The sequence below is a fragment of the Nocardioides ginsengisegetis genome, from assembly GCF_014138045.1.
Taxonomy (GTDB): Bacteria; Actinomycetota; Actinomycetes; order Propionibacteriales; family Nocardioidaceae; genus Nocardioides; species Nocardioides ginsengisegetis.
Genome location: NZ_JACGXA010000001.1, coordinates 56,819 through 82,829, shown reverse-complemented (window position 1 = coordinate 82,829; position 26,011 = coordinate 56,819). Strand labels below are relative to the sequence as shown.

The following is a 26,011-nucleotide window of genomic DNA, read 5'->3' as shown; positions in this document are numbered from 1 at the left end:
ACGGCTTCGGGGGCGTCGGTGAACGAGGAGTGAACTCGAATCGCCCAATCGTCCACAAACCGGCACTGATGAGACGGCGATCACGTGAACAAGGCCGGGATTGCTTGACAGCGGGACCCTGGATCACCGCACGGACTGGATCTCCGTGGCCACCACGGCCCCCTTGCGCACGTGCGCCACGAGCATGCTCCCGGGCTCCAGATCCGGGTCGCGCAGCCCCAGGGCGTCGAACACGGCGGGCAGCACCGGACGGTGGCTGCACAGCACCGCCCCCTCGTCACCGTGCACCAGGTCGTCGACGACCCGCAGCACCTCGTGCGCGGTGGCCGCCTCCTCGCTGAGGGCGTCCTCGAGCTCGAGCTTCCAGCCCGTGACGTCGGCGTACGGCGCCACCGACTCCACGCAGCGCGTCGAGCTGGAGCTGACCACGCGGGTCACGTCGTACGCCGCGAGCACCGGCACCAGGTGTTGGGCCTGCAGCCGCCCGGCGGCCATCAGCGGGCGCAGCCGGTCGTCCTTGCGCCACGCCTTCCGCGAGCGGGCCTGGCCGTGGCGCAGCACCACGAGCGCGTGGGTCTTGCGGCGCCGCCTGGCCGCCTCGCGCAGCGTGTCCACGTCGTGTGGGTAGGTCAGCAGCTCGACCGCCTCGTCGAAGTCCACCCAGCGCACGTCGTCGATCTCGGCGTTGACCAGGTAGCCCGAGACGTCGTCGTCGCCGACCGCCCGGCCCGTCCAGTAGGCGACGCTCTTCATCCGGTCGCCGTTGGGATAGCGCTGCGCGCTCAGCGGTGGCCCGAGCCGGACATGGACGCCGGTCTCCTCGGCCACCTCGCGGACCGCCGCCGCCGTCACGTGCTCGCCCGGGTCGACCTTGCCCTTGGGGAAGGACCAGTCGTCGTACTTGGGGCGATGGACCAGGAGCACGCGCTTCCCGGGACGGAAGACCACGGCGCCGGCGGCGAGCACGTCCCTCTGGGGCATGCCAGTAGTCTCACATCACCCGAGCCCGATCAGGAGAGCCAGTGCCGCAGCGGACAGTCCTCGCGGGCGTCGGCGTGCTCGTGCTCGCCCTCGTCGCCGGTGGCTTCCTGTGGTGGCGCGCCTCCAGCGGCACCGACTTCGAGCGGGCCGTCCACATGGCCCCGCCCGACGCGGAGCGGCTGTCGTGGACCGACTGGGCCGCCGTGCGCACCGAGCTGGGCGCCTCCCTGTCCGCCGACTCCTCGGTGCACGACATGGACGCGTTCCTGAACAAGGCCTACGAGCGCGACCTCAGCCCGTCCTCGGCCCTGCTGGAGTCGGCCGACGTCCTGCAGCAGCAGTTCGGCTTCTCCCCCGCGTCGGTGCAGTGGGAGCTGTTCAGCCAGTCCAAGCAGGGCGCGGTCGTGATGCTGCGGATGCCCGATTCGACCGACTTCGCCTCCCTCGAGACCCACCTGACGGGCCTCGGCTTCACACGGCCGTCCGACGACAAGGGCGTCTGGCTGGGCGGCGGGTCGTTGCTCCCCTCGATCGCGGCCGGGCTGACGCCCGAGCTGCAGTACGTCGCCCTCGACGAGGACGACCACCTGGTGCTGACCAGCGACACCGCCGACTACCTCCACACGGCGATCGGCCACCTCGACGACGGCGGACCCGACGGCCTCGCCGACGTCACCGACGCCTCGGGCGAGCCGCTCGCCGCCTCGGTCTACACCGGTGACTACACCTGCTCGGCGCTCGCGATGAGCCAGGCCGACCCCTCCGACCAGCAGGAGGCCGAGTCGCTGGTCACGCAGGCCGGCAAGGTCAACCCGATCAGCGCCTTCGCGATGTCGGTGCAGCCCTCCGGCCACGTGCTCGTCGTCATGGGCTTCGAGTCCGACGACCAGGCCAGGACCAACGCCGACTCGCGCGCCGCCCTCGCCAGCGGCCCGGCCCCCGGCCAGGGTGGCGACTTCGCCGATCGCTTCAAGCTGGGCAAGGTCGCCGCCGACGGTTCGCTCGTGACGATGGACCTCACCCCGGTGGAGGGCGCCTACGTCCTCTCGGACCTGAGCAGCGGCCCGCTCCTCTTCGCCACCTGCTGACCCGGTCAGGAGAAGCGGCGCAGGCGCAGGCTGTTGCTGACCACGAACACCGACGACAGCGCCATCGCGGCCCCGGCGATCATCGGGTCGAGCAGCCCGGCCGCGGCCAGCGGCAGCGCGGCCACGTTGTAGGCGAACGCCCAGAAGAGGTTGCCCTTGATGGTGCCGAGCGTCCGCCGCGCCAGCCGTACGGCGACCGCCGCCACCCGCAGGTCCCCGCGGACCAGCGTCAGGTCACTGGCCTGGATCGCCACATCGGTCCCGGTGCCCATCGCGAGCCCGAGGTCGGCCTGTGCCAGGGCAGCGGCATCGTTGACACCGTCACCCACCATCGCGACGACCCGGCCCTCGGCCTGCAGGCGGCGGATCTCGTCGACCTTGCCGGAGGGCAGCACCCCGGCGACGACCCGCTCGATGCCCACCTCGGCGGCGATGGCCCGCGCGGCCCGCTCGTGGTCGCCGGTCAGCAGCACCGGCGTCAGGCCCAGCTCGCGCAGCGACCTGACGGCCTCGGCCGAGGTCGGCTTCACCGTGTCAGCCACCGCGAGCACGCCGCGAGCGCGGCCGTCCCACCCGACGAGCACGGCGACGTGTCCGAGCGCCTGGGCCGCGGCGACCGCGGCGACCAGGTCGTCGGGCACGACCAGGCCACGGTCGGCGAACAGCCCGGCGCCCCCGACGACCACGGGGATCCCCGCGACCCGGCCGGTCACCCCGAGCCCCGGCTCGTTGGCGAAGTCCTCGACCGGCTCCGGGGCCGGCACCGCCACCGCGACGGCCCGCGCGACGGGGTGCTCCGAGGCGGCCTCGACGGCCGCAGCGAGCCGGCGTACGTCCTCGACGGAGTCACCGGACGCGGCCACGACGGAGACCAGCGACATCCGGCCGGTGGTGACCGTGCCGGTCTTGTCGAGCACCACGGTGTCGATGCGCCGCGTGGACTCCAGCACCTCCGGTCCGCGGATCAGGATGCCGAGCTGGGCGCCTCGGCCGGTGCCGACCATCAGCGCCGTCGGCGTGGCCAGCCCCAGCGCGCACGGGCAGGCGATGATCAGGACCGCGACGGCCGCCGTGAACGCCTCGGTGGCCGTGCCGCCGGCCAGCAGCCAGCCGGCGAGGGTCAGCAGCGCCAGCACGATCACGACGGGCACGAACACCCCGGAGATCCGGTCGGCCAGCCGCTGGGCCTGCGCCTTGCCGTTCTGGGCCTCCTCGACCAGCCGCGCCATCTGCGCCAGCTGTGTGTCGGTCCCGACGCGCGTCGCGCGCACGACCAGCCGGCCGCCCGCGTTGACGGTCGCGCCCACGACCTCGTCGCCCGGCCCGACCTCGACCGGCACGGACTCGCCGGTCAGCATCGACGCGTCGACGGCCGAGGTGCCGCTCTCCACGACCCCGTCGGTCGCGACCTTCTCCCCCGGCCGCACGACGAAGACGTCACCCGCCACGAGCCGCTCGGCCGGCACCAGCTGCTCGACGCCGTCGCGGAGCACCGTGACCTCCTTGGCCCCGAGCTCCATCAACGCGCGCAGCGCGGCGCCCGCCCGCCGCTTCGACCGCTTCTCGAACCACCGCCCCGCCAGCAGGAACGTCGTCACGACCGCCGCCGCCTCGAGGTAGAGGTGGCCGCCGATGACCAGCGCCACGACCGACCAGGCGTACGCCGACCCGACCCCCACCGACACCAGCGTGTCCATGGTGGTCGTCAGGTGTCGCGCGTTGGCCAGCGCGGCACGGTGGAACGGCAGGCCGGCCCACACCACGACCGGCGTGGTCAGCGCCAGGGACACCCAGCCCGACCCGGGGAACTCCAGGCCCGGCACCATCCCCAGGAGCAGGACCGGGACGCTCAGCACCGCGGCGACCACCAGCCGCCGACGCAGTACGTCGACCTCCGGGGCGTCGTCGGTCTCCGGGCGCGGCAGCGACGCGGCGTACCCCGCCGCCTCGACCGTGGCGACCAGGTCGTCGGTCGTGAGCGTGCCCGGATAGGTGACGCGCGCCCGCTCGGTGGCGTAGTTGACCGTCGCGGTGACGCCCTCGAGCTTGTTGAGCTTGCGCTCGATCCGGTTGGCGCACGACGCGCACGTCATCCCGGAGATCGCGAGCTCGACGTCGGTGCTCATCGGGGGCTCATGTCAGTGCGTAGCCCGCCTCGGTCACGGCAGCCTCGACGCTCGCGCGGTCCAGCTCGTGGCTGCTGGTGACGGTGACGGCACCGGTCTCGAGGACGACGGCGACGTCCTGGACCCCGTCGATCTCGGAGATCTCCTCGGTGACCGAGGCGACGCAGTGGCCGCAGGTCATGCCGGTGACGGTGAAGGTGGTGGAGACAGAAGACATGGATCGCTCCTCAGCGTTGGGTCAGGACCGGACGAGCCGGGCGATGGCGTCGACGGCCTCGGCGACCTTCTCGCGGGCCTCGGCCTCACCGGCCCGGGCGGCGTCGACGACGCAGTGCTGCATGTGCTCCTCGAGCAGGCCGATCGAGACGGCCTGGAGGGCCTTGGTCACGGCGGACACCTGGGTGAGGATGTCGATGCAGTACTTCTCCTCCTCGACCATCCGCTGGAGGCCGCGGGCCTGGCCCTCGATGCGGCGCAGCCGCTTGAGGTAGTCGTCCTTGCGGTGGATGTATCCGTGCTGGTGCTCGTCGTCCGGCATGCCTCGAGGCTACCCCCATGGGGTATGGCGTTCAAGGGCGCGCGGCGGCACCGGCCCGAGAGGAGACGACGGAGAGAAGGGGCGCGGGCTACTGGGCCTGGCGCGGCTGCGGGACGACGCCGAGGATGTCGTCGATCTGACCCTCGGACAGGTGGTCGTCGGACTCGGACGCAGCGATGATCAGGTTGGTGGTGAGCTCCACCTCGCCGAGAAGGTCGGCGTCCTCAAGGGTGACGTCGAACTGGTCGTGCACCTGGACTCCTCGTGACAAGACAACATTGACTCCCCCGTGTGACAAGCCTGCCCGAGCGCCACAACCGCCAAACGCTCTGAACCAAATCTGACCCGTGTGGGTGGTGCCACACCACCCGTCCGGGTCACTCCGCGGGCGGCCGCTGCACAAACGGAACGAGGCCCCACCCCCGAAGGGGTGAGGCCTCGTCACACGAAGACGTCGGACAGGTGCTGCCCGGTCCTCAGGTTCGCGAGATCAGATCGCGCGAACGTTCTCCGCCTGGGGGCCCTTCGGACCCTGGGTGACGTCGAACTCAACCTTCTGGTTCTCATCCAGGGACTTGTAGCCCTGCGTCTGGATGGCCGAGTAGTGCACGAAGACGTCGTCGCCGCCGTCCTCCTGCGCAATGAAGCCGAAACCCTTCTCGGCGTTGAACCACTTAACGGTGCCCTGAGCCATGTGCTCTGTACTCCTATATCGGTGCGATGAGGCCGTCACTTCGACGGCCCCGCATCAGATGCGGTGACACGTCGCTCCGACATGTGGATTTGGAGCCACAAAAACGAAACGCCGTTGGATCACAAACTCCGCGGGCGTCAGACCTGCTGGAACTTGCACCTGTTGCTGGCGTCGACACTAGCAAGGTATGGGCGAGGTTCACGCTTCCGGGACACACTTTCTTCGCCAGAGGCATGAAGGTTCTGCTACGCACGCGTGACAGGCGCGCTAACGACGCCGGTCCGTCGGGGACACGGTCAGCGCGCCAGCTGCTCCCAGGACCGGCCGAACCACCGCTGCACCCGCTCCGCCCCGAACGCCGCCTTGTCCGCGGCCAGCTCGGGCGTCGGCCCCTCCAGCGCCCCCACCGGCATCTCCCCCGGCCGGAAGACCACCTCCACCCGTGCCACCTCGTCGTGGCCGAGCTCGAGGTAGCAGATCCCGCGCCCGTCGTACGTCGCTCCGGCGCTGTCGGAGCGCATCCGTGCGGCGATCGCGTCCGCCACGACCGCCGCCTGACCCTCGGCGAAGACGCCCGCCTTGGGCGTCCCGACACTGGTCACGTCGCCCACGGCGTAGACGTCGGGGAAGCGGGTCTCGAGCGTGAACGGGTCCACGGGCACCCAGCCGTCCTGGGTCAGCCCGGCCTCGACGACGACCGCCGGCGCGCGGTGCACGGGGACGGCCAGGAGCAGGTCGAACGGCAGCTCGCCGCCGTCGGTGAGGACCGCGACCTTCCGCGCCGGGTCGATGCTGTGGACCAGCGTCTCGGGGTGCCAGGCGATGCCGCGCTCCGCGAACGCCGTGAGGATCGCCCGCGAGGCCTGGGGCGACGGCGGGATCGGCGCCGGCAGCGGCATCACCAGCGACACCTCCGAGCGGTCGAGCAGGCCGCGTCGCTCGAGCAGGTCGTGCACGAGGAAGGCGGTCTCACTGGGAGCCGGCGGGCACTTGAACGGGGTGGACGTCACGGCCACCACGACGCGGCCGCCCTCGAAGCGCTCCAGGACCTCGCGGACCGCGAACGCGCCCTCCACCGTGTAGAACTCGTGGCCGCCCTCGACCAGGCCGGGCGTCGCCTCGGGATGCAGGTCCGCGCCCAGCGCGATCACCAGCACGTCGGCCTCGAGCACCTCGTCGTCGGTCACCACCCGGCGCGCCACCGGGTCGATCGCGCGCACGCTCGCCTGCACGAACCGGACCCCGGGCCGCACCACGTCGCCGTAGCGGTGCACGACGTGCTCGGCGGTCGTCCGGCCGAACATCACGTCGAGCTTGCTGAAGCCGAAGACGAACGCGTCGGCCCGGTCGACCAGGACCAGGTCGAGGGCGTCACCGAACTCCGCGGACAGGCGACTGGCGATCTCGAGGCCCCCGAAGCCCGCGCCCAGGACGACGATGCGCATCCCTGCACGCTAGCGACCCGGGGCACCCCTGGCGCCCCGAATCCTGGGGACGGGTCAGTGCTGGGCGTGCTTCCCGTGCTTGGCGTGCCCGGTCTTGTGCCCGTGCTTGGCCTCGTGCTTGGCCTCGTGCTTGGAGCCGTGCTTGGAGCCGTGCTTGGAGCCGTGCTTCGACTCGTGCTTCGACCCGGGCTTGGTGTGGCCGTAGGCGTGACCGTGCCCGTGGCCGCCGCCCAGGGCGCCGTCGAGCGCCCCCGTGGCGCCGTCGACCACCTGCACGGCGGGTCCGGTGACCGGCGAGCTGGCGCCACCGGTCGCCTGGTCGACGCCATCAGCGACGATCACGACCGGCGGGTGGATGACCCCGGTGATCGGCCCGGCCGTGTGGCCGTTGCCGGGCACGGGCGAAGTCGGGGGTGAGGGGTGGCCTCCGGGCGCGTGGCCGCCCGTGGCCGGACTGCCCACGAAGTGCGCCGCGTGACCGCTCGCGGTCCCGCCCGAGGACGTCGAGGTCGCGGGAGCCGAGGGCGCGGCGGGGGTCGTGGTGGCAGGTCCTGGCGCAGGAGCCTGCGCGTGCGGGCGCGGAAGGCGCTCGAGCACCGTGCCGGGGAGCGGCCCGGATGCGACCGGGACCTCACGGACGAGGTCGGTCAGCTGCCGGCCCGCCTGCGTCACGAGCTGCGGCTGCAGGGCCAGCACGGTCAGGAAGGAGGCGGCGCCGAAGAGCACCCCGCCGTAGGCCAGGCGCTGCTGGCGCGTCGGCTTCGGCCGGTACGACGGCACGCGCACACGCGTCACCACGATCGCCCCTCCCCAGGTCGCTCCGAGTCCTGCAGGGACCCTATGACCGCGGACCCCGCGCGACATCGTCCTTTCGGTCGGCCGGACCGTCCCAATCGGGGGGTGACCGGACCAGACAGGCCCCCGCTCCGTCGCGGAGCGGGGGCCTGCTGGTGTGGTGGATCTGCTGGTCAGCCCTGCTGGGAGATCCGGTCGGTGGCCGTGGGTCCGACCGGGTCGTGGGCGAGGAGGTAGGTGCGGAGCGAGTCGATGTCGAGCCCGCCGACGAGCTTGTTCGCGCCCTCCTTGAAGGTGGTGAAGTTGTCACCGCCGTCGGACATGAAGTTGTTCGCGACGACCCGGTAGGTCGTCCCGTCCACGATCGGCACCATCGGCGTCGCCGCGTCACCGTCGTCGTCGACGAGCACGTCGCCGACGAGGGCGTTGGTGTCGGGGAGCGCGGCGTCCGACTTGTCCCAGGTGTAGCTCAGGCCCGAGACCTGCATGATCTTGTTCGCCGTCTCGTTGGGACCGTTCCACTGCTGGTTGAGCACGGCCTTGATCTGCGCTCCGGTCAGGTCCATGGAGACCACGAAGTTGTTGAACGGCTGGACGGAGAAGGCGGCGCCATAGGTGACGTCGCCGGCGTCGTTCTCCACGAGGTCCGCACGGATGCCGCCGGGGTTCATCAGGGCGATGACGGGTGCCTTGCCGTCGGACACGACCGAGCCGTCCGCCTTCTGGGCGTCCGCGATCAGGTTGCCGAGGGGCGAGTCGCCGCCGTTGGCGTCGGGGGTCTTGACGATCGAGGTGCCGGGCTCGATGTGGCCGATGACCTCGTTGGCGATCGGGGCGACGAGCGTCTTGTAGGTGTCGATGAGCTTGAGGAGGTCGGCCGACGGGGTCACCGAGTCACCGTTGTCGACGATCATGTTCCGGGCGTACGCCGCCGGCCGCACGACGTCGTGCGTCACGGGGTCGATCAGCAGGTGCAGCTTGGTGACCATCCGGCCGAAGGACGCCGCGCTCGTGAGCAGGCGCGGGTTGCCCGCGGGGTCCTGGACGACGCAGTTGTAGGGCTGGTGCGTGTGGCCCGAGACGACCGCGTCGATGGCGGGGCTGAGGTTCTGGGCGATCTCGAGAGCCGGCCCGACCGGACCGGTGCAGTCGTTGTAGGCCGTGGCGTCGGTGGGCGTCAGGCCCTCGTGCAGGAGCACGATGATCGACTCGACGCCCTTCTCCTCCAGCATCGGGACCAGCGCGTTGGCGGTCTCGACCTCGTCCGTGAAGGTGAGGCCCTGGATGCCGGCCTGGCTGACGATCGCGGGGGTTCCCTCGAGCGTCATGCCGATGAAGGCGACCTTCTGCCCGTCGACGTCGAAGATCTTGGTCGCCGGGAAGACTGTGTCCCGCTTGTGCGCGGACGGGTCGCTCCACTTGACGTTGGCGCCGAGGTACTGGAAGTCCGCTCCGTCGAAGCCCTGGTCCGCCGGGCAGGAGTTCTGGCCGTTGGCGCCGTCGGGGCCGTCGGCGAGGCAGCCGCCGTTCTGCATGCGACGCAGCTCGCGCCATCCCTCGTCGAACTCGTGGTTGCCGACCGACGCGACCTGCAGGCCGATCTTGTTCATCGCCTTGATGGTCGGCTCGTCGTGGAAGGCCGCCGAGAGCAGCGGCGAGGCACCGATGAGGTCGCCGGCGGCCACGGTCAACGGGACCGCACCCGCGGCGCGCGAGCTCTTCCTCTCCTGACGGACCAGCTGGGCGAGATAGGCCACCCCACCCGCGGGGGTGTTGTTGATGCGTCCGCTCGAGCTGGTCGACGGCACGGTCTCGAGGTTCCCGTGGAAGTCGTTGAGCGCCAGGAGGTCGAGCTTGACGTAGTCCGTCGCTCCCACCTTCTCCAGGTGGGAGTAGACGCTCCGCGCGTCCGGGTGCGACTGACGGGTGGCCGCTTCGCTCGATCCGGCGATGGCACCGAACCCGAGAGACAGCGACGTGAGCGCGACGACCGAGAGCGCGCTGACACGGCGACCGTTGAGATGCATGTGGAGCTCCTTCCGAGATGGATGCCGGGACCGTATCCCGGCCGACCCCTCACAGCGCCACAAGAACCCCCGGAGCACGGCAGGAACCCCGGACACCGTCCGGAGCCGCCGCATTCGGTCGTCAGGGACCCTGCGTTGTCCCGGGCGTGCTCCCGAACGGGACGAACACGGCCGTGGCGACGATGTCCTCGAGCTCGGCCAGCTGGTCCGCCGACACCCCGGGAAGGTGCTCGGCGTCCAGCACCACGCGGTAGCGACCGACATCCACGATCCAGAGGTCGTGCACCCAGGCTTCCGGCCGCGAGACGTTCCGCTGGTACAGCACCCCGAGGTCCGCGGAGCGCCAGACATTCAGCGTGGCGAGCGCGCAGGCATCCCACACCTGCGCCGCCGGCTGCGACAGGCGGACTCGCCACCCCGGGTAGCCGTCCAGGGTGATCGGCCGGGCGTCGCCCAGCCGCAGGCTGGGCACGTGCCGGAGTGCCGTCAGGAGGTCCTGAGCGGTCGTTCCCGCGCTCACCCAGTGGTCCGCACCGCGGCAGGCGTTGGTGTTCACGGCATCGACGGTCCAGAAGGCGAGCTGCCGATGGGCCAGGCCACTGGCACTCGACTCCGGTCCGTCACCGAGGGCGTCGTACAGCCAGCCATCCGTGCTGAACCCCGGAGGAACCGTGACGACGACGCGCGGGAACCAGGTCGGTGCGCCCAAGAAGTCGGCGACGTAGGGACCGGGGGCGATGTAGTCGTACGAGCGGAGGTCGCTGAGTCGCCCGGGCAGGTCGAGGTGCTTGGTGACCTCCCCCTGGTCGGGCAACAGGTTCATCCGAGGCACGCCGACGGCGAGCAGACCCACCACGAGCATCCCGACGACAGCGGCGAGGCGCCGCCGACGGCGTACCCGCGTCCCGGACGCGGCGTACCGTGCCGGGTCCGGCACCGGAGGCACCACCCCAGCGCCGACCTCGCGCAGCGCGCTACGCACCCTGTTCTCGACGGTCACGTCGGCCTCTTCTCCGTGTGCGCCATCCCTGGGGCGGGATCGTCCAGCAACGTCGCGAGCCGGTGGTGGGCGGCGTTGCTGTGGCTCTTGACGGTGCCGACGGCCATGTCGAGCACCTCGGCGGTCTCGGCCTCCGAGAGGTCCTCGTAGTAGCGCAGCACGATGACCGCCCGCTGCCGCGGAGGGAGCTGGAGGACCGCGCGCCACATGGTGTCGTGCTCGGTCACCCGCTCCTCGTGTCCGGGCACCCCGCGGTCGCCGAGAGTGTCCACGACGCTCTCGGTCGACGACCGGCGCCGCCACCACGAGAGGGTCTGGTTGGCGACGATCCGCTTCGCGTAGGCACCGGGCTGGCTCATCGACTGGATCTGCCGCCAGCGCAGGAACACCTTGACGAGGGCGGTCTGGACGATGTCCTCGGCGCGCTGGTAGTCCCCCGTCATGAGGTACGCCGTCCGGAACAGGGAGGCGTGCTGGGCGCGGACGAACTCCGCGAACTCCTCCTGCTCCGCAAGGTGCATGGCACCTCCTGCTCCCGCACGCTCACTGCACCATGCTTTCCGTGGCCCGGGCAACCCGATCTGCCTGACTCCCTCAACGCCGCGAACCGGCCGGATGGTTCAGTCCGGCCGGCCGCTGGTTCCCTGGACTCAGGTCAGCGAGGTCCGGCGCCGCAGCGAGACGGCCACGACGGCCCCGCCGACGACCAAGGCACCGGTCGCTGCGCCGAGCACGGCGTCCTCGTAGTGGAAGGAGGACGGTCCCGGTGGGGCGTCGTGGACGACCGTGACCGGCGTCCACCGCCCACCCGGGACACCACTCGAGATCTGCTCCGGGTCGTAGGTCGGACCGCCGGAGGGATTGTCGGCGAGGGCCGCGGGGCAGCCGAGCACGACGGTCAGGGCAGCTGCTCCTGTCGCGGCGGCGACACTGCCGAACCTGCGGGTGATGGATGCGTTCATCGGACTGCCTTCCTGTTGCGTGTGTGACCTCCTCAACGCCGTCACGGCACGGTCAGGTTCAGCGCGCGGCCGAACCTCCTGGGGTCTGCGTCTGCGGCCGCGACGGTCCGGTCGCGGCGATCTGCGAAGATACGGCCGCGCGGACGGCGGCACCGGCGTCCCGGGCCTCTGGGGGATCAGGAGATTAGTTCTGACCTGCGTGTTTAGGACTTTCTAGGCGGCGGGGGCCCTCCCGCGCAGAACGCGCCGGCCGCCACGTCAGAACGTCCCTCGTTGCACATCCGGCGCAAGGGTTTGCGCATGGCGTCGGCGTGGGCACCTCGTCGGCACTGGCCATGCGGGAGGACGCGCACTGTTTCGGCCGGTCGCAGGCGCCCCCTTGCTCAACCCGAGGCCGTCCCCGTTGTCGGCTCCCAGCTTCCAGGTGAGCTGCTCGAGCCGGCCTGCGCCATGCGCTCGCGGAGCCAATCGAGGGAGGTCGCCGGACGGGCGCCGGAGCTCGAGGCCACCCCCGATACGTGTCCAACCCGCCGCCCACCAGAGTCGCCGCTGCCGGCCAGCCCTGGTCGCTGCCCCCGAAGGGGTGGTCTTCCCCGGTTCCACTGCGCCACGGCCGGTCGTCTGCCTAGCCTGCCGGCGACCCACCCACCCATGAAGGAGCTTCTCGTGGCACGTCCCTGGCACAAGCTGGTGTTGATCGCGATCCTGGCCATGGTCTCGGCCACGTTCGTCACCGTTCCGGCCCAGGCGGCCACCGTGGACCTCGTCCTGACCCGCACCTCGCCAGCAGACCCGATCACCGGCGACAAGGTCACGTTCACCGGCACCGCCCCCGCCTCCCTGGCCGGCGCCACCGTTGCCCTGCAACGGCGGGTGGGAAAGACAGCCGACTGGGTGAAGGCAGCCGCCACCAAGGTCACCACCGACGGCACCTACGCGCTGTCCGGCGTCGCGACCGGCGTCGGCCTGAACCAGTGGCGGGTCACGGCCACCAAGAACGGATCCGTACACACCTCCAAGGTCGCCAAGACGACCGTGTACGCCTGGTACTACCTCTCCCAGCTCGACACGGTCGATGACGACAGCTTCGGCTCGGACTCGGTAGCCGTGGGCGGGAAGACGTACAGCAAGAGCGTGATGAACAGCTACGACAGCGCGCTGGCGAATGACGGAAACATCGTCTGGGGCGAGTGGAACCTGTCCTACCGGTGCAAGACCCTGAACACCTGGGTCGGGGTCGCGGACTCCTCCGAGTCCGGGTTCGGCGCCGATTTCACCATCTACGTCGACGGCGCCGAGACCGACTTGGGCACCAAGACCCTCGGGCCGGCCACGGCCACCGTGCTGGACGTGAGCACTCGGCTCCGCTTGCGGCTCGAGCTCCAGGGCACCCCGGACACCCAGAAGAACGACCTCGACGGCTACGGCGTGTACGGGAACGCGAAGGTCCTCTGCTCCGGCAAGCCGTGACGTCCATCCCGGGCCCGTCGAACAGGAGAAGCGAATGGTTGACAATTTCACCCCTCTGGTCGCGGTGGTCTCGGCCGATGACGACGACGACCGCATCTGGCCGACCCTGTCCGGACCCGAGGACAAGTTCCCGATCGAGCTGACCGAGGCCGACGGTGACACCGTCGCCTACTTCACCGCGTCGGGCCTGAGCATCATGCGCCTGCCCGCCTCCGGGAAGGACTACGACGAGGTCATCCTCGACGAGCACAAGATCGTCTGCGCCATCACCGACTCCCGGGTTGTCTTCGCGTGCGAGAAGTACGACAAGGGCGGCGGCTGGGCGGGAGTCGGCCTGGCCGGCATGACGGTTGCGGCCGGCGCCAACCTGGTCTCCAAGGCCCGCGCTGCACGCCGCCGGAAGGGCAGCGTCCTGGTCGGGCAGGTGCGGTACTCGTGGATCGCGTACTCCGGCGCCCGCACCGGAAGCTGGTGGTCGAAGGACCAGCTGGCGATCGCCGCGGCGGTGTCGAAGGACGAGGGCGGCGGCGGGCAGGTCATCGTGCTGCAGGCGCCGGCCTCCGGCATCGGGGACTGTCACGAGCTGGCCGCGGAGGTCACCCGGCGCGCGGCTGCTTGGAGGCTTGAGTACGACAAGTTCGCCGGCGCCCGCACCAGGGCCGCGATGGAGGAGCTGAAGACGGCGGAGCGGCTGAAGGGTCGCAAGGGGGCGAAGCAGTACGCGCGGCACGAGCTCATCGGCGGGTACGGGGTCGAGGACTTCACGGCGTTCGCGATGAACAGGAACCTGAACGAGGCTTGGGAAGCGAAGCACGCCACGACATGAACGGCGTGCTGCGCGCCGCATGCAGACCTTTCGGAGGGTGGAGCGTGGGGGTCCCTTTTCGGTTGGACGCGGACGGGTCGAGGATGGTCCTCGACCCGTCCACGCACCGTCCGCGTCCGCCCTAGGGGCGCAGGAGGCCGACCTTCGGGCCGACCCGGCTGCTGTCGCCCTGCAAGTGAGTGGCGTGGTCCGTCAGCAGATTCCCGCTGGCGCCCGGTCGGTCGGGTAGATGATCCACTCGTCGGCGCCCCCGGGGTCGTGCACGGTGAGTGTGCACTCCCCGGACGTGTGCCACTTTGCCGGCTCGCTCACGAAGCCTCCGTTGGGCGTGCCCCCGTACAGCACGATGCCGGCCGGCTTCGCCAGCTCGCCCGCCAACGCGTCCGCGTCGCCCTCCGAGACGCCCGCGAGCCGCGTCTGGCCGGGGTCGTCGGCCATCGCGCTGAGGTCGTCGCTGGTCAGGGTGACAACGGCGTCGGGGTCGAGCGTCTGGTCTTCGACCAGGGCGTAGCCCCAGGAGATCGGTACGCCGATCGAGACCAGGCAGTAGTCGCCGGCCAGCACGAACCCCTTTGGCTCGATCTCGCCCAGGCTCCGGCACACCTGGGACTTGCGGGCGTAGGCGGCAAGGGGTTGAACCACGAGAGACATCCCGACCTCCACGCTGCGGCCCGGGGTCGTGTTCGTCACGGTAAGCGAACCCTGCACCGGTTGGACGAGCTCGGTGTACCCGGGAGGGCTGTTGACCGGATCGGCGGCGAAGTCCGAGGCGGTGAAGTCGTAGGACGCGTCGAGGGTGTAGCCCTCGGTATCGATGAGGGGCAGGTGCCCGGCGATGTTGAACGGCGCCGCCGAGGCCTCGTCTCCCAGCATGATGGGCAGGGCGGCCGACAGCCATGCTGCGGCAACCTCCGGGGTGCTCCGCTGGTCCTTGAGGTCCAGCGTTCCGCCGACTTGGAGGACATCGTTGAACCAGGCCGCACCGCACGGAGGAGTGGCGTCCGCGCCGAAGCAGTAGGTGTAGGCGCGCCCGCCGAAGAAGTCGACCGGCTCCGAGGACCACTCCCGATCGGGTGCTCCGGCGAGCCGCTCCTCCTCGCTGAGCGAGGAGTCGACCGGCTCGAAGAACAGCAGGTGCGCGTCAGACCCGCACTTGCCTGCGGGGCCGTGGTCGAACGAGCTGGACGCACCGATCGAGCCGGACAGGTCGGCCGCCGGTGGCTCCCAGTCCGGCGGGAGTGCTGAGAAGAGGGTGCCGCTGGTGCCCAGTGGACAGCCCTCCAGGTACTCGACACTGCCTTCAGAGATGTCCGCCGAGGTCAGGGTGTCCAGGATCTCCGCGACCCGGCCTGGCGAGGGCTGCGCATCGGGGTCCGCCTCGAACGAGACGGGGGCCGCGAGAGTCAGGTGTGTCTGGGACGACGAGGCGTCGGTCTCGGTGGTGTCGCCCTCGTCGTTTCCGCAGCTCGTGAAGGTGGCCGCAACGAGGAGGCCGGCGGCCACCCGGGTGGCTGTCCGGTGAGGGAGTCGCACGCGCATGACCGTGACACCTTCTAGGAGGGGGCTCCGCGCCCCTGGGCCCAGCCGGTCGAGGCTGGCGCCGCTCACGGTAGGGCACAGGTGCCGCGGGCCGCTGGCGATCGGCGAAGCTAGAGGAGCGCTCCCCCATGCCAGCTGTCGTGCCGCCCCACTCGCGGGCGGTCCCACACGCGGCCCCGCCCGCCGCCGAGCGACTTGGGGGCGGGCGGGGTGCCGTCGTGCACGTGCGGTTGGGCCGGTGGGGCTAGCCGATACGGACTCGAGAGGGGTCCGCGGTCGGCCAGTTCTGCTAGAACGCCGACCCGGCCGGCGTTCGTGGAGAAGTCCAAGAGGGCCATCGTCTACTCAGATTTCGAGGACGTGCTCGGGCAGGGCACCATCGTGGACCTACCCGGGGTCACCCCCGGCACAAACTGGGAGCGGATCCGGGCCAAGGCCAGCGCCTACCTCCGCGACCACGAGGACCGCTTGGCGCTCCGGCGGCTACGTCCAACCATCAGCTCACTCCGGAGGACCTCGCAGCCCTGGAGAAGATGCTGATCGGCTCTGGCGCCGGGACCGAGGCCGACATATCCCGCGCCAAGGAGGAGGCACACGACTCGGGCTCTTCATGCGCTCCCTGGTGGGCCTGGACCGGGAGGCGGCGACCGCGGCGTTCGACCGTTACCTGTCAGATGCGGCGTTCTCGGCCAAACAGCTCCGCTTCGTCCAGCTCATCGTGGAGCATCTGACCGCCAACGGCGTCATGGAGGTCGCCCGACTCTACGAGTCGCCCTTCACCGACAACGCCCCGCAGGGGCCCGACATGATCTTCAGCGAGGAGCAGGTGGCCGGCATCGTCACGGTCCTGCACAAGATCCGCGCTCACGTGCTGCCTGACCTGACGGTTGCGTGACTCCGGGCAGACGGGACGGTGGCGGTCGTGACCAGTCTTGCGCCTTATAGTTCAGGTGGCTCAGGCAGGGGAACTACACGGATGTTCTCCTGAGGTTACTCCCGACTAATCTCCTGATCCCCCGGGCCTCTAGCTCAATTGGCAGAGCAGGAGACTTTTAATCTCTTGGTTGTGGGTTCGAGTCCCACGGGGCCCACCCACCACTTGCGCCACAAGCGCCACGGCCCCCACGCGGGTGTCCAGACATGACCGATCACACACGTAACGCGGGCCTCCGGGCGTAGTTTTTCAGGCATGGGAAACGCGAGCTCGGGCGCGGCGGGCGAGTCGGCCTTCGACCTCTTCGATCGCTGGCTGGCGCACCGCGAGGGTCGCGCCGAGGAGGACCACGACATCGAGCCGCCCATCGAGATCGTGGACGACCCGCTCTTCGACGAGTCCTTCGTCCCCTCCCACCACGAGGAGCTCGCGCTCGAGCCCGACGTCGTCCCCATCCTGGCCCTCCCGCCGGAGCCCGATCCCGAGCCCGATCCCCAGCCGGAGGATCCCGGCCGCGCGGTGTTCGACCTCTTCAACAGCGCACCCGTGACCAGCGCCCCGGGCGCCGAGGAGTCCCGAGGGGCGGTGGCCGCGGAACCGCTGCCCCAGGCCGCCGCCCCGGAGGCCGCACCCGCGGAGCCGGCGGCCCAGTCCGCACCCGAGCCCCCGCCTGCACATGAGCCGGAGCCGGAGCAGGACGTGATCCCCGGCGTGGTGGAGTTCGCGCCCCGCACCGGCACCCGCCGGCTCGTCGCCCTGCTGCTGCTCGTCTGCGTCGCGGCCACCGCCGTCGCCGCGTACGTCGCCTACCTCGACCGCACCACTCCCGCCATCGGCATCGCCGCCGCCCTGGCGCTGCTGACCATGGTGGTCTGGGGCGTGCGGGCGGGCGCCGCGACGGCCCACCTGACGGTGCGTGGCGGCCAGCTCGAGATCGTCCGCGGCGGAGGGCGCAACGTCTTCGACCTCGCCAGCCACTACACCCCGATCGACGTGATCGGGGAACCCGGTGACCGCAACTGGCGGGTGCTGTTCCACCGCCGCAGCATGTCGCCGTTCGTCGTCGACGCCTCGATGGTCGACCCGGCCGAGTTCACCCGGGTCCTGCGCCACTACCGCCCGACGCGCGACTGAGCCGTCAGCTCGTGGCGATCCAGTAGCGCCGCTTGCCGTTGCGGCTGTCCTCGTAGACGCCGCCGTTGGCCTCGATGGTGCCGCGCGACCCGTCGTTGTCCTCGTCGCAGGTGACCAGCGCCCGCTCCAGGCCGAGCCCCTTGGCCTCGATCAGCGCCAGGGCGAGCGCCCGCGAGGCGTGCCCCTGGCGTCGCCGCGAGGGGCGGATCGAGTAGCCGATGTGGCCGCCCTCCTCGAGCAGCCAGTCGTTGAGCTCGTGCCGCAGCGCGAGGAAGCCGATCACCTCGGCCGCGTCCTCGTCACCGTCGGTGATCCAGAAGAAGGAGCAGCGCACCCAGTCCTCGCGGATCGGGTGGCTCGCGGCGCCCAGCAGCCAGGCGACGTACGCCGCGCAGCCGGCCTCGTCGTACGTCGGCGCGGGGTCACCCAGGCCGGAGCCGTGCGGGTAGGCCTCGCCGAACTCCTGCATCGAGGCCGCCCAGGAGGCGTGCCAGCGGACGTCCGGGGTCACGAGCGCGGTCATGGGTCCATTCCACCAGCGCAGCGACCGACGGCCCACCCGTTTTCGGGTCGGCTCAGCCCACGTGGACGCCGCGCTCGCCGGCGTCGGTGAGGCGGGCCTCCTCGGCCGCACGCGCCTCGAGCTCGGCCCGGCGGGTCGTCTCGAGCAGCTCGCGGGCGGCGTCGTAGGCGCCCGGGTCGGAGACCAGGTCGGCGGCGCCACGCTTGAGCCGCGCCAGCGCGCTGCGCGCGAAGATCTGCTGCTCGGTGGTGGTCCGCTCGGAGCGGCCCCGGCCCAGGAACGAGACGAACCAGTGCAGGACCGCGGTGACGCGGTTCTTGAAGCCGGTGATGTAGACGAGGTGCACGGCCAGCCACATCAGCCAGGCGATGACGCCCGTGAGGCGGAGCTTGCCGACCATGGCGACCGCCCGGAAGCGGCTGATGATCGCCATCGAGCCCTTGTCGAAGTACTTGAACGCCGGCTGCGAGGGCTTGCCCTTGATCCGGTGGTCGATCTCCTTGGCGGCGTACTTGGCGCCCTGGATCGCGACCTGCGCGACGCCCGGGAGGTTGTCGAGCGAGATCATGTCCCCGACCACGAACACCTCGGGGTGGCCCGGGAGCGTGAGGTCGGGGTTGACGCTGATCCGCCCGGCGCGGTCGAGCGGGGCGCCGGTCTGCTCGGACAGGGTCTTGCCGAGCGGGCTCGCCTGCACGCCGGCGGCCCAGATCTTGGTGACGGTGTTGATGCGCTCGACGCGGCCGTCCTTGAACTTCATCTCGATGCCGCGCTCGTCGACGTCGGTCACCATCGCGCCGAGGATGACCTCGACGCCGAGCTTCTCGAGCTCCTGCTGCGTCTTGGCGCCGAGCTTGGCACCGAACGGCGGGAGCACCTGCGGGGCCGCGTCGACGAGGACGACGCGCGCGTGCTTGGTGTTGATCCGGCGGAAGTCGCGGCGGAGGGTGCGGTGCGCGAGCTCGGCGATCTGGCCGGCCATCTCCACGCCGGTCGGGCCGGCGCCCACGACCACGAAGGTCAGCAGGTGGTCGACGTCGTCGCCGCGGGTCGCTCCCAGCTCGGCCATCTCGAAGGCGCCGAAGATCCGGCCGCGCAGCTCGAGGGCGTCGTCGATCGACTTCATGCCGGGGGCGAACTCGGCGAACTGGTCGTTGCCGAAGTAGGACTGGCCGGCTCCGGCCGCCACGATCAGCGAGTCGTAGCCGACGACCGTCTCGCGGCCCAGGACCTGCGAGGTGACGGTGCGGGCCTCGAGGTCGATGTCGGTGACCTCGCCGAGCAGGACCCGGGCGTTCTTCTGCGCGCTGAGCACCTCGCGGGTCGGGGGCGCGATCTCGCCCTCGGAGAGGATGCCGGTGGCGACCTGGTAGAGCAGCGGCTGGAAGAGGTGGTGGGTCGTCTTGGCCACCATCGTCACGTCGACGTCGGCCCGGCGCAGCGCCTTGGTCCCGAACAGGCCACCGAACCCGGAGCCGATCACGACGACCTGGTGACGCTCCTGGGATCCGTTCTCCGGCTGGGTGACGGCCATGTCGAACCTTCCTGCATCGAGGGGGTCGACCCGTCAGGGCCGACCCGTGTGTGGTGCCCATTGTTCCGCCGCGCGCCGCCGGTTGACCAATCAGGTGTCCGGCCGCCACGTTCCCACGGCCACAGTGGCCTCCGGGACCGGTGGTGCGAGGGTTGTCCAGACAGACGACAACTTCACTTTCCCGGGGTTTCATTCCCGGATGTCATGGGTAGACGACCGGAGAATGTCGACACCTTCACACATCGGTCCGGAGAAACACTGTGCCGCTCAACCGGCCCGCCCTGTCCTTGGGCTCGGGACCCCGTGGCGTGCAGAACGCACGCCGCTGGGTGGTTGACGCCTGCGCCGACATGGGCCGCGACGAGCTGACCGAGTGCGCCGAGCTGGGGGTCTCCGAGCTCGTCACCAACGCCCTGCTCCACGCCGAGGCACCCATCCAGGTGCGCGTCCGCGGCACCCGTGAGCACCCCCGGGTCGAAGTGCGCGACGGCTCGACGGAGCCGCCCGTCCTGCCGACCGAGGGCATCGACGGCGACGACCTCCTCCTGACCTTCGGCCGCGGCCTGGGCATCGTGGCCCGCTGCGCCACCGCCTGGGGCGCCGACATCGACGACGACGGCAAGGTCGTCTGGTTCACCCCAGCGCCCGAGCCCGGCGAGACGATGGTCGACGGGGTCATCACCGGCCGCATGGAGGGCCCCGACGACGACGTGGCCCACCCCGACGACGTGACGGTGGCGATCGCCGACGTCCCGCTCCGCGACTACCAGCAGTTCCAGCGGCACTACCGCGAGCTGCGCCGCGAGGTCCGCCTGCTGGCGCTCGCGCACGAGGCGGACTACCCGCTCGCCAAGAACCTCTCCGACCTCTTCGGCACCCTCGAGCACGACCTCCGCGAGGGCATGGGGTCCGACCAGATCGAGCTGGCGCTCAGCGCCGGCGACGAGGTCGCCGACATCGAGGTGCGGGTGCACCCCGGCACCGTCGAGCAGATCGCCCGGCTGATCGAGCTGCTCGACCTCGCCGACGCCTTCTGCCGGGCGGAGCGGCTCCTCTCGCTCGCCCGCACCCCCGAGCAGCAGCAGTTCCAGGGCTGGTTCCTCGGCGAGTTCGTCCGCCAGGCCGCCGGCGAGCAGCCGGTCGCGTGGCACGATGCCGCGGTGACCAGCCGACGCAGCAGCGTGTCGTGACCCCACCGCCTCCCCCGCGACTCCTCGTCGCGGCGGCGCTGGGCGGCGCCCTCGGCGCGGTGGCCCGCTGGGCGCTCGGGGAGACCTTCCCCGACACCGCCGGCTTCCCCTGGACCGTCTTCGCCATCAACGTCGCCGGCTCCGCCGCGCTCGCCCTGCTCCCCGCCCTCTCCCCCGTACGTCGCTCCCGCGAGCTGGCCGTCTTCCTCGGTCCCGGCGTGCTGGGCGGCTTCACGACCCTCTCGGCCGCCTCGGAGCAGACGCGGGCGCTCCTGGCCGCCGGTGACACGCTCCTGGCCGGCAGCTACCTGGTCGGCACCCTCGCCGCCTGCCTGGTGGCCGTCGCGCTGGTCTCGCACCTCGCCACGCCCGCCGAGCAGGCGGAGTTCGAGGCCGAGGAGGGCAACGAGTGACCGCGCTCCTCGTCGCGCTGGGCGCGGCCGTCGGCGCCCCGCTGCGCCTCCTGCTCGCGCACACCGTCGACGGCCGCCTGCACCGCGGGACGCTGGCCGCGAACGTCACCGGCTCGTTCCTGCTCGGACTGTTCAGCGCGCTCGGACTGTCGGGCCACGCGATGGCGCTGCTCGGCACGGGCTTCTGCGGCGGCTTCACCACCTACAGCTCGTTCGCCGTCCAGGCGTACGCCGGCGGCCGGCGCGCGGGGTCGACGTACGTCGTCGCAACGGTGGGGCTCTCACTGGCCGCCTGCGCGCTCGGCTTCGCGCTCGGGTGACGGCTCAGCCGTAGCCCAGCTCGTGCAGCCGGTCGTCGTCGATGCCGAAGTGGTGGGCCACCTCGTGCACGACGGTGATCCGCACCTCCTCGACGAGCTCCGCGCGGGACCCGCACATGTCGAGCAGCGGGTTGCGGAAGATGAAGATCCGGTCCGGGAGGTCCATCGTCGGGTCGCCCCAGCGGTCGGTCAGCGCGATCCCGTCGTAGAGGCCCAGCAGGTCGTCGGGCTCGTCCTCCGGCGGCTCGTCCTCGACGAGCACGACCACGTTGTGCACCAGCGAGGCGATCTCGGTGGGGATGCCGTCGAGGGCCTCGTCGACGAGGGCGTCGAAGGCCTTGCGGTCGAGCTCGAGGGGCATGCCCTCATTGTGTCGGGAAATGACAAACGCTCCGGATCTCGGTGAGATCCGGAGCGTTCGCTGTGGCGACCCCGACGGGACTCGAACCCGCGGCCTCCGCCGTGACAGGGCGGCGCGCTAACCAACTGCGCTACGGGGCCAGGATTGGTGGTGCTGTTGCTTCACTTGGTGAAGCGGGTGGAACTCTAACCCATCGTTGCTGCTGTCTCCCAATCGGGACCCAGCAGGCCGATGACCGCACCCCCAACGGGATTCGAACCCGTGCTACCGCCGTGAAAGGGCGACGTCCTAGGCCGCTAGACGATGGGGGCTGGGACTGCCCGGACAGCATAGGGGCGGGCCTCCATCGCCTCCAAAACTGCCCGTTCACCCCGTTTTCGTGGGCTCGTCGAGTCTCGGGTATGGTTTCTCCTCGCTTGGGCAGGTAGCTCAGTTGGTACGAGCGATCGCCTGAAAAGTGATAGGTCGGCGGTTCGACCCCGCCCCTGCCCACAAGCACCGAAGGCCGCGATCCCCCTGGGGTCGCGGCCTTCGTCGTCTCCCTACGGGACGGCGAGGTTCAGCTGGGCCAGCACGTCGCTGAGCACGTCACCCTCCGAGCCGGAGCTCTCGACGGCCCAGCCGTCCGCGGTCTCGGTGCCGCAGCCCACGAGGGTGGTGCCGCGCAGGCAGCCGACGTTGAGCACCTTCACCGACGACACGCGTACGACGGCGGGCAGCCGCCGGGCCTGCTCCACGACCAGCGGGGTGACCAGGGCCAGGGCGCGGTCGGGGGTGGAGACGTCGCCGGACCGGTTCACCACGCCGCTCGCGTCGTACTCGAGCACGACGGTGACCGCCGACCTGGTCAGGTGGACAGTGGTGCGGTCGCCGAGCCCGAGCGGCTTGACCTCGGCGCTGCCGGGCTCGCGCACGACGAGCGAGCTGACCACGGGCCGGAAGTCGGCGCCCGCACCCATCCGTCTGGGCACGGAGAGGTCGAGCTGCGACCGGGCCGTGGGGAAGGTGATGGTCTCGACGAAGTGCATCCGGCCGGCGTCGCCGATCGACACCTCCATCTCGGTGCCGACGGCGTTGACGTCGGTGCCAGGGTCGGACGCGCTCACCGGCGTCTCCTCGGTGGCGACCTGGTAGACCTGCCAGCCGCCCAGCACCAGGAGCACGGTGAGCGTCGCCAGGATGGGCACCATCCAGACGCCGCGGCTGCTTCGCCCGACGGCGCGACGCCGGCCGGCGTGGCTCCCACGCCGCTGACGTCTGACCTGGGGGGCGCGACTCCCCCCTCCCGAGGACGCGCTGTCGGAACGCATTGGCCCGAAGCCTTCCCTCCCACCCCGCGTGACGAAGTATACGGTGACAACCTGTCAAATCGGCTCGTACAGTGGCCTAGGCCACTGGCGCCGACGGGGGACACCGGGTGGCCGCGCCGTCACCACGAGCACGGCCGTCGACACTCGGACCGCGAACCGGCTCTCCTGTCCTGGTTCTCATCACTCGGCCGTCCTTCGGAGTCCCGTCCATGTCGTCCTCCATGTCCCAGACCCGTCCACGCCTGCTCCCCACGTCCGTGCTCCTCGCCGCGATCCTCGCGCTGCTCACCACCTTCCTCACCGGCTCCCCCGCCTCCGCCAAGGTGCCCCCCGCCCTCTACCTGCTCCAGGGCGTCCCCGGCGCCAGCGTCGACATCACCATCGACGGCAAGGCGGTGCAGTCCGGCGTCGCGGCGAAGGACGTCATCGGCCCGGTCGACGTCTCACCGGGCGACCACACGGTCGTGTTCAAGACCGCGGACTGGGAGGTCTCCAGCTCCGTCACCGTGGCGGGCAGCCAGGACGTGGTCGTGCACTGGCCGGCCGACGCGGGCAAGCAGCCGGTCGTCACGGTCTTCGACAACGACGTGGCCCCGGTCCCCAGCGACAAGGGTCGCCTGATGGTGGCGCACACCGCCGTGGTGCCCCCGGCCGACATCACCGCCGGCGGCAAGACGCTGTTCACCAACATCGCCAACGGCGAGTTCGTCAGCGCCGAGGTCCCGGCCACGACGTACAACGTGGCCGTCGTCCCGACCGGTGGCGGCAAGCCGCTCCTCGGCCCGGTCGACCTCGCGATCAAGGCGGGCGCCCTGACCCGGGTCTTCGCCATCGGCGCCCCGCGCGACGGCAGCATGGACGCGATCGTCCAGGTCCTGCCGCTGGAGACCACCAGCGCCACCGGCACCCCGTCGACGGTGGACACCGGATCGGCCGGCTTCGTCCGGCCGGACGGGTCCGTCGACACCGCGCGCCTGGCCTTCTGGACGCGCATGCTGTCGTTGTTCGGCTGGCTCCGCGGGTGGTCCGTGTAGTGAGGGTGCCCCGCACCCTCGCTCCGGGCGCCGTCACGCTCACCGCCCTCGCCGCGCTGCTCACCGGATGCAGCGCGACGGGGGCAGGTGGCGCCCCCGGCGCCGAGGATGCCCCCTCGCCTCCCGCGACCTCCGCCGCCCCGGCGCGCCCCGCGGCCGTGGCGCACGCCGCCGGCAGCCAGGTCCGTCCGGAGGTGCCTCGCCGGGTGACGCTGCCCAGCGGCCGCACCCTGCCCGTCGACCCGGCCGGCACCCGCGCCGACGGCAGCCTCGCGGTCCCCGACGACATCCAGCGCGCCGGCTGGTGGACCGGCGGCTCCCGGCTCGGCGACCCCTACGGCAGCATCGTGCTGGCCGCCCACGTCGACTCCTTCACCCAGGGCGTGGGGCCCGCCGTCGAGCTGCTCAGTGCGCGGCCCGGCGCCCGGATCCACCTGGTGGGGAAGCGGTTGTCCCAGTGGTACCGCGTCTCGTCGGTCCGGCTGGTGCCGCAGGCCGATCTCAGCCGCCAGTCCGTGGTCTTCTCCGGGGCCGGCGACCGGCGCCTCGTCATGGTCACCTGCGGAGGCGTGTACGACGCCTCACGCGGCGGCTACCAGGACAACGTCGTGGTGGTGGCGAGACCGGAGTAGACCGGAGTCGTCCGCTTCGGGATCTTCCCCCGAAGTGGGTGTCGTGGAAATACCCTCGAGGAGCGCACCATGGGCCAGGGAGGGGGCCGCATGATCACGGGGGACGAGCAGCTTGCTGCGCTGGGCCAGGCCGTGATCACGACCGACCCGCTCGGGGTCGTCGTCGCGTGGAACCCCGCCGCCGAGCAGCTCTACGGCTGGACCGCCGAGGAGGCCATCGGCAAGAACATCGCCGAGCTCTGCGTGCCCGACGTGGCCCAGGAGACGGCGGCCGACATCATGGCGGCGCTGCGCGACGGCACGTCCTGGTCGGGCGGCTTCCCCGTGCGCCGCAAGGACGGCAGCATGTTCCCGGCCCTGGTGACCGACGCCGGCATCTACCGCGACGGCGAGGTGGTCGGCGTCGTCGGCGTCTCCACCAACCTCGGCACCGCCCTGCGGCCGCTGCTGGAGCGCTCGACCGACGCGGCCCTCGTGCTCCGCTCGGACGCCGTGATCACCTACGCGAGCCCCGCCGTCGGACAGCTGTTCGGGTGGGACCAGGACACCCTGGTGGGCAGCTCGGTCGTGCCGTTGCTGCATGCAGAAGACCGGCCGGCGCTCGCCCGGCTGCTCGGCAACGTCGTGACCCACCCCGGTGCACACCCGGCGGTCGACGTACGCGTGATGGCCTTCGACGACTGGCGTTGGGCCGAGGCCGCGCTCACCAACCTGCTCGACGACCCCTTCGTGCGCGGGGTCGTCTGCAACCTGCGCGCCAGCCCGGCCCGGGCGGCCCAGGAGCAGGCCGAGACCCGGGCCGAGCAGCTCGAGACCGCGCTGCGCTCGCGGCTGGCCATCGAGCAGGCCAAGGGGTACGTCGCCGCCCAGCTCGGGATCGACCCGGAGGCGTCGTACCCGCTCCTGCGCGGCTACGCACGGTCGCACCACCTGGCCCTGCGCGAGGTGTGCCGCCGCGTCGTGGCGGGTGAGCTGACCCTCGACCAGTGACACCCGACCAGCCCCGATACCACCCGTTCGGGTCATTGGTCGCCACCGGACGCCATTGCTAGTGTCCGACGCACGTTGCCGGTTCCCCTCATCACGGGAGCCCACCACCCCAGACACTGGTGGCTCAACACCACTGTCTGGACGG

The 26,011-nt window shown here is 71.2% G+C and carries 28 protein-coding genes and 4 tRNA genes; 13 read left to right on the top strand and 19 right to left on the bottom strand.

From position 1 onward, the window contains the following. Nucleotides 1–123: 123 nt before the first annotated feature. Nucleotides 124–981 (bottom strand): NUDIX hydrolase, encoded by an 858-nt coding sequence (locus tag FB382_RS00405; RefSeq protein WP_182535817.1) that lies wholly within the window; start codon nucleotides 979–981, stop codon nucleotides 124–126. A gap of 41 nt (nucleotides 982–1,022) precedes the next feature. On the opposite strand from FB382_RS00405, the gene FB382_RS00400 reads away from it, so the two are divergent. Beyond that, nucleotides 1,023–2,069, top strand: coding sequence for a hypothetical protein (locus FB382_RS00400; protein ID WP_182535815.1), 1,047 nt, complete (start codon nucleotides 1,023–1,025; stop codon nucleotides 2,067–2,069). Nucleotides 2,070–2,074: 5 nt separating this feature from the next. Here FB382_RS00400 and FB382_RS00395 read toward each other — a convergent pair whose 3' ends face one another. The 11 genes from FB382_RS00395 to FB382_RS00345 all read right to left on the bottom strand — a co-directional run bounded on the left by FB382_RS00395 (nucleotide 2,075) and on the right by FB382_RS00345 (nucleotide 11,656). Further along, nucleotides 2,075–4,195 carry a heavy metal translocating P-type ATPase gene (locus FB382_RS00395; RefSeq protein WP_182535813.1) on the bottom strand — a complete coding sequence of 707 codons (2,121 nt, stop codon included), beginning with the start codon at nucleotides 4,193–4,195 and terminating at the stop codon, nucleotides 2,075–2,077. A 7-nt stretch (nucleotides 4,196–4,202) separates the two neighbouring features. Further along, nucleotides 4,203–4,412, bottom strand: coding sequence for a heavy-metal-associated domain-containing protein (locus FB382_RS00390; RefSeq protein ID WP_182535811.1), 210 nt, complete (start codon nucleotides 4,410–4,412; stop codon nucleotides 4,203–4,205). Between the two features lie 21 nt (nucleotides 4,413–4,433). Further along, nucleotides 4,434–4,733, bottom strand: a complete 300-nt coding sequence (locus tag FB382_RS00385; RefSeq protein WP_182535809.1) for a metal-sensitive transcriptional regulator — start codon at nucleotides 4,731–4,733, stop codon at nucleotides 4,434–4,436. Between the two features lie 88 nt (nucleotides 4,734–4,821). Next, nucleotides 4,822–4,986: a hypothetical protein gene (locus FB382_RS00380; RefSeq protein WP_182535807.1), complete on the bottom strand. Its 165-nt coding sequence runs from the start codon at nucleotides 4,984–4,986 to the stop codon at nucleotides 4,822–4,824. 237 nt (nucleotides 4,987–5,223) lie between these two features. Next, on the bottom strand, nucleotides 5,224–5,427 hold the full coding sequence (locus FB382_RS00375; protein ID WP_122818838.1) for a cold-shock protein: 204 nt from the start codon (nucleotides 5,425–5,427) through the stop codon (nucleotides 5,224–5,226). Nucleotides 5,428–5,723: 296 nt separating this feature from the next. Beyond that, the gene (locus tag FB382_RS00370) at nucleotides 5,724–6,872 is read right to left on the bottom strand and encodes an NAD(P)/FAD-dependent oxidoreductase (RefSeq protein ID WP_182535804.1); all 1,149 of its coding nucleotides are present in this window, start codon (nucleotides 6,870–6,872) and stop codon (nucleotides 5,724–5,726) included. Between the two features lie 54 nt (nucleotides 6,873–6,926). Next, nucleotides 6,927–7,667: a hypothetical protein gene (locus tag FB382_RS00365; protein WP_182535802.1), complete on the bottom strand. Its 741-nt coding sequence runs from the start codon at nucleotides 7,665–7,667 to the stop codon at nucleotides 6,927–6,929. Nucleotides 7,668–7,840: 173 nt separating this feature from the next. Next, a complete protein-coding gene (locus tag FB382_RS00360; RefSeq protein ID WP_182535800.1) occupies nucleotides 7,841–9,694 on the bottom strand; it encodes a bifunctional metallophosphatase/5'-nucleotidase in 1,854 nt (617 codons plus the stop codon). A gap of 121 nt (nucleotides 9,695–9,815) precedes the next feature. Further along, the gene (locus FB382_RS00355) at nucleotides 9,816–10,694 is read right to left on the bottom strand and encodes a hypothetical protein (protein WP_182535798.1); all 879 of its coding nucleotides are present in this window, start codon (nucleotides 10,692–10,694) and stop codon (nucleotides 9,816–9,818) included. After that, a complete protein-coding gene (locus FB382_RS00350) occupies nucleotides 10,691–11,215 on the bottom strand; it encodes a SigE family RNA polymerase sigma factor (RefSeq protein ID WP_182535796.1) in 525 nt (174 codons plus the stop codon). The genes FB382_RS00355 and FB382_RS00350 overlap by 4 nt, the downstream gene beginning before the upstream one ends. 129 nt (nucleotides 11,216–11,344) lie before the next feature. Beyond that, nucleotides 11,345–11,656: a hypothetical protein gene (locus FB382_RS00345; RefSeq protein ID WP_182535794.1), complete on the bottom strand. Its 312-nt coding sequence runs from the start codon at nucleotides 11,654–11,656 to the stop codon at nucleotides 11,345–11,347. Nucleotides 11,657–12,322: 666 nt separating this feature from the next. Between FB382_RS00345 and FB382_RS22445 the strand changes: the two genes are divergently transcribed. Then, nucleotides 12,323–13,126: an NPCBM/NEW2 domain-containing protein gene (locus tag FB382_RS22445; RefSeq protein ID WP_182535792.1), complete on the top strand. Its 804-nt coding sequence runs from the start codon at nucleotides 12,323–12,325 to the stop codon at nucleotides 13,124–13,126. A gap of 34 nt (nucleotides 13,127–13,160) precedes the next feature. Continuing rightward, nucleotides 13,161–13,952: a hypothetical protein gene (locus FB382_RS00335; RefSeq protein WP_182535790.1), complete on the top strand. Its 792-nt coding sequence runs from the start codon at nucleotides 13,161–13,163 to the stop codon at nucleotides 13,950–13,952. Between the two features lie 192 nt (nucleotides 13,953–14,144). On the opposite strand, the gene FB382_RS00330 is transcribed toward FB382_RS00335, so the two are convergent. After that, complete coding sequence (locus FB382_RS00330; RefSeq protein ID WP_182535788.1) at nucleotides 14,145–15,491, bottom strand: hypothetical protein; 1,347 nt, start codon at nucleotides 15,489–15,491, stop codon at nucleotides 14,145–14,147. Here FB382_RS00330 and FB382_RS23035 point away from each other — a divergent pair. The 3 genes from FB382_RS23035 to FB382_RS00315 all read left to right on the top strand — a co-directional run bounded on the left by FB382_RS23035 (nucleotide 15,490) and on the right by FB382_RS00315 (nucleotide 17,559). Further along, nucleotides 15,490–16,386: a type I restriction-modification enzyme R subunit C-terminal domain-containing protein gene (locus FB382_RS23035; protein WP_425490035.1), complete on the top strand. Its 897-nt coding sequence runs from the start codon at nucleotides 15,490–15,492 to the stop codon at nucleotides 16,384–16,386. The genes FB382_RS00330 and FB382_RS23035 overlap by 2 nt on opposite strands. 123 nt (nucleotides 16,387–16,509) lie before the next feature. Then, a tRNA-Lys gene (locus FB382_RS00320) sits at nucleotides 16,510–16,582 on the top strand. Nucleotides 16,583–16,680: 98 nt separating this feature from the next. After that, nucleotides 16,681–17,559, top strand: a complete 879-nt coding sequence (locus tag FB382_RS00315) for a hypothetical protein (protein WP_182535786.1) — start codon at nucleotides 16,681–16,683, stop codon at nucleotides 17,557–17,559. Between the two features lie 4 nt (nucleotides 17,560–17,563). On the opposite strand, the gene FB382_RS00310 is transcribed toward FB382_RS00315, so the two are convergent. Beyond that, complete coding sequence (locus tag FB382_RS00310) at nucleotides 17,564–18,082, bottom strand: GNAT family N-acetyltransferase (protein ID WP_182535784.1); 519 nt, start codon at nucleotides 18,080–18,082, stop codon at nucleotides 17,564–17,566. 52 nt (nucleotides 18,083–18,134) lie between these two features. Next, the gene (locus tag FB382_RS00305) at nucleotides 18,135–19,616 is read right to left on the bottom strand and encodes an NAD(P)/FAD-dependent oxidoreductase (RefSeq protein ID WP_182535782.1); all 1,482 of its coding nucleotides are present in this window, start codon (nucleotides 19,614–19,616) and stop codon (nucleotides 18,135–18,137) included. Between the two features lie 308 nt (nucleotides 19,617–19,924). On the opposite strand from FB382_RS00305, the gene FB382_RS00300 reads away from it, so the two are divergent. The 3 genes from FB382_RS00300 to FB382_RS00290 are packed head-to-tail and all read left to right on the top strand — an operon-like array spanning nucleotide 19,925 to nucleotide 21,539. Beyond that, complete coding sequence (locus FB382_RS00300) at nucleotides 19,925–20,806, top strand: ATP-binding protein (RefSeq protein ID WP_343055428.1); 882 nt, start codon at nucleotides 19,925–19,927, stop codon at nucleotides 20,804–20,806. Beyond that, the gene (locus FB382_RS00295; RefSeq protein ID WP_220481204.1) at nucleotides 20,803–21,219 is read left to right on the top strand and encodes a CrcB family protein; all 417 of its coding nucleotides are present in this window, start codon (nucleotides 20,803–20,805) and stop codon (nucleotides 21,217–21,219) included. The genes FB382_RS00300 and FB382_RS00295 overlap by 4 nt, the downstream gene beginning before the upstream one ends. Continuing rightward, entirely contained in the window at nucleotides 21,216–21,539 is a 324-nt protein-coding gene (locus FB382_RS00290) for a CrcB family protein (RefSeq protein ID WP_182535776.1), read from the top strand. The genes FB382_RS00295 and FB382_RS00290 overlap by 4 nt, the downstream gene beginning before the upstream one ends. 4 nt (nucleotides 21,540–21,543) lie before the next feature. Here the strand turns inward: FB382_RS00290 and FB382_RS00285 are convergent, their stop codons facing one another. The 3 genes from FB382_RS00285 to FB382_RS00275 form a co-directional block, all read right to left on the bottom strand. Then, nucleotides 21,544–21,900 carry a metallopeptidase family protein gene (locus FB382_RS00285; protein ID WP_182535774.1) on the bottom strand — a complete coding sequence of 119 codons (357 nt, stop codon included), beginning with the start codon at nucleotides 21,898–21,900 and terminating at the stop codon, nucleotides 21,544–21,546. A gap of 63 nt (nucleotides 21,901–21,963) precedes the next feature. Further along, nucleotides 21,964–22,040 (bottom strand) — tRNA-Asp (locus FB382_RS00280). Nucleotides 22,041–22,138: 98 nt separating this feature from the next. After that, nucleotides 22,139–22,211: transfer RNA gene (locus FB382_RS00275), tRNA-Glu, on the bottom strand. Between the two features lie 107 nt (nucleotides 22,212–22,318). Here FB382_RS00275 and FB382_RS00270 point away from each other — a divergent pair. After that, a tRNA-Phe gene (locus FB382_RS00270) sits at nucleotides 22,319–22,392 on the top strand. Between the two features lie 50 nt (nucleotides 22,393–22,442). Here the strand turns inward: FB382_RS00270 and FB382_RS00265 are convergent. Further along, the gene (locus FB382_RS00265; RefSeq protein ID WP_182535772.1) at nucleotides 22,443–23,090 is read right to left on the bottom strand and encodes a hypothetical protein; all 648 of its coding nucleotides are present in this window, start codon (nucleotides 23,088–23,090) and stop codon (nucleotides 22,443–22,445) included. A gap of 329 nt (nucleotides 23,091–23,419) precedes the next feature. Between FB382_RS00265 and FB382_RS00260 the strand changes: the two genes are divergently transcribed. The 3 genes from FB382_RS00260 (at nucleotide 23,420) to FB382_RS00250 (ending at nucleotide 25,866) form a co-directional block, all read left to right on the top strand. After that, nucleotides 23,420–24,244: a DUF4397 domain-containing protein gene (locus tag FB382_RS00260; protein WP_182535770.1), complete on the top strand. Its 825-nt coding sequence runs from the start codon at nucleotides 23,420–23,422 to the stop codon at nucleotides 24,242–24,244. A 5-nt stretch (nucleotides 24,245–24,249) separates the two neighbouring features. Beyond that, nucleotides 24,250–24,876: a class F sortase gene (locus tag FB382_RS00255; protein WP_246377066.1), complete on the top strand. Its 627-nt coding sequence runs from the start codon at nucleotides 24,250–24,252 to the stop codon at nucleotides 24,874–24,876. Between the two features lie 69 nt (nucleotides 24,877–24,945). Then, nucleotides 24,946–25,866 carry a PAS domain S-box protein gene (locus FB382_RS00250; RefSeq protein WP_182535768.1) on the top strand — a complete coding sequence of 307 codons (921 nt, stop codon included), beginning with the start codon at nucleotides 24,946–24,948 and terminating at the stop codon, nucleotides 25,864–25,866. Nucleotides 25,867–26,011 lie beyond the last annotated feature (145 nt).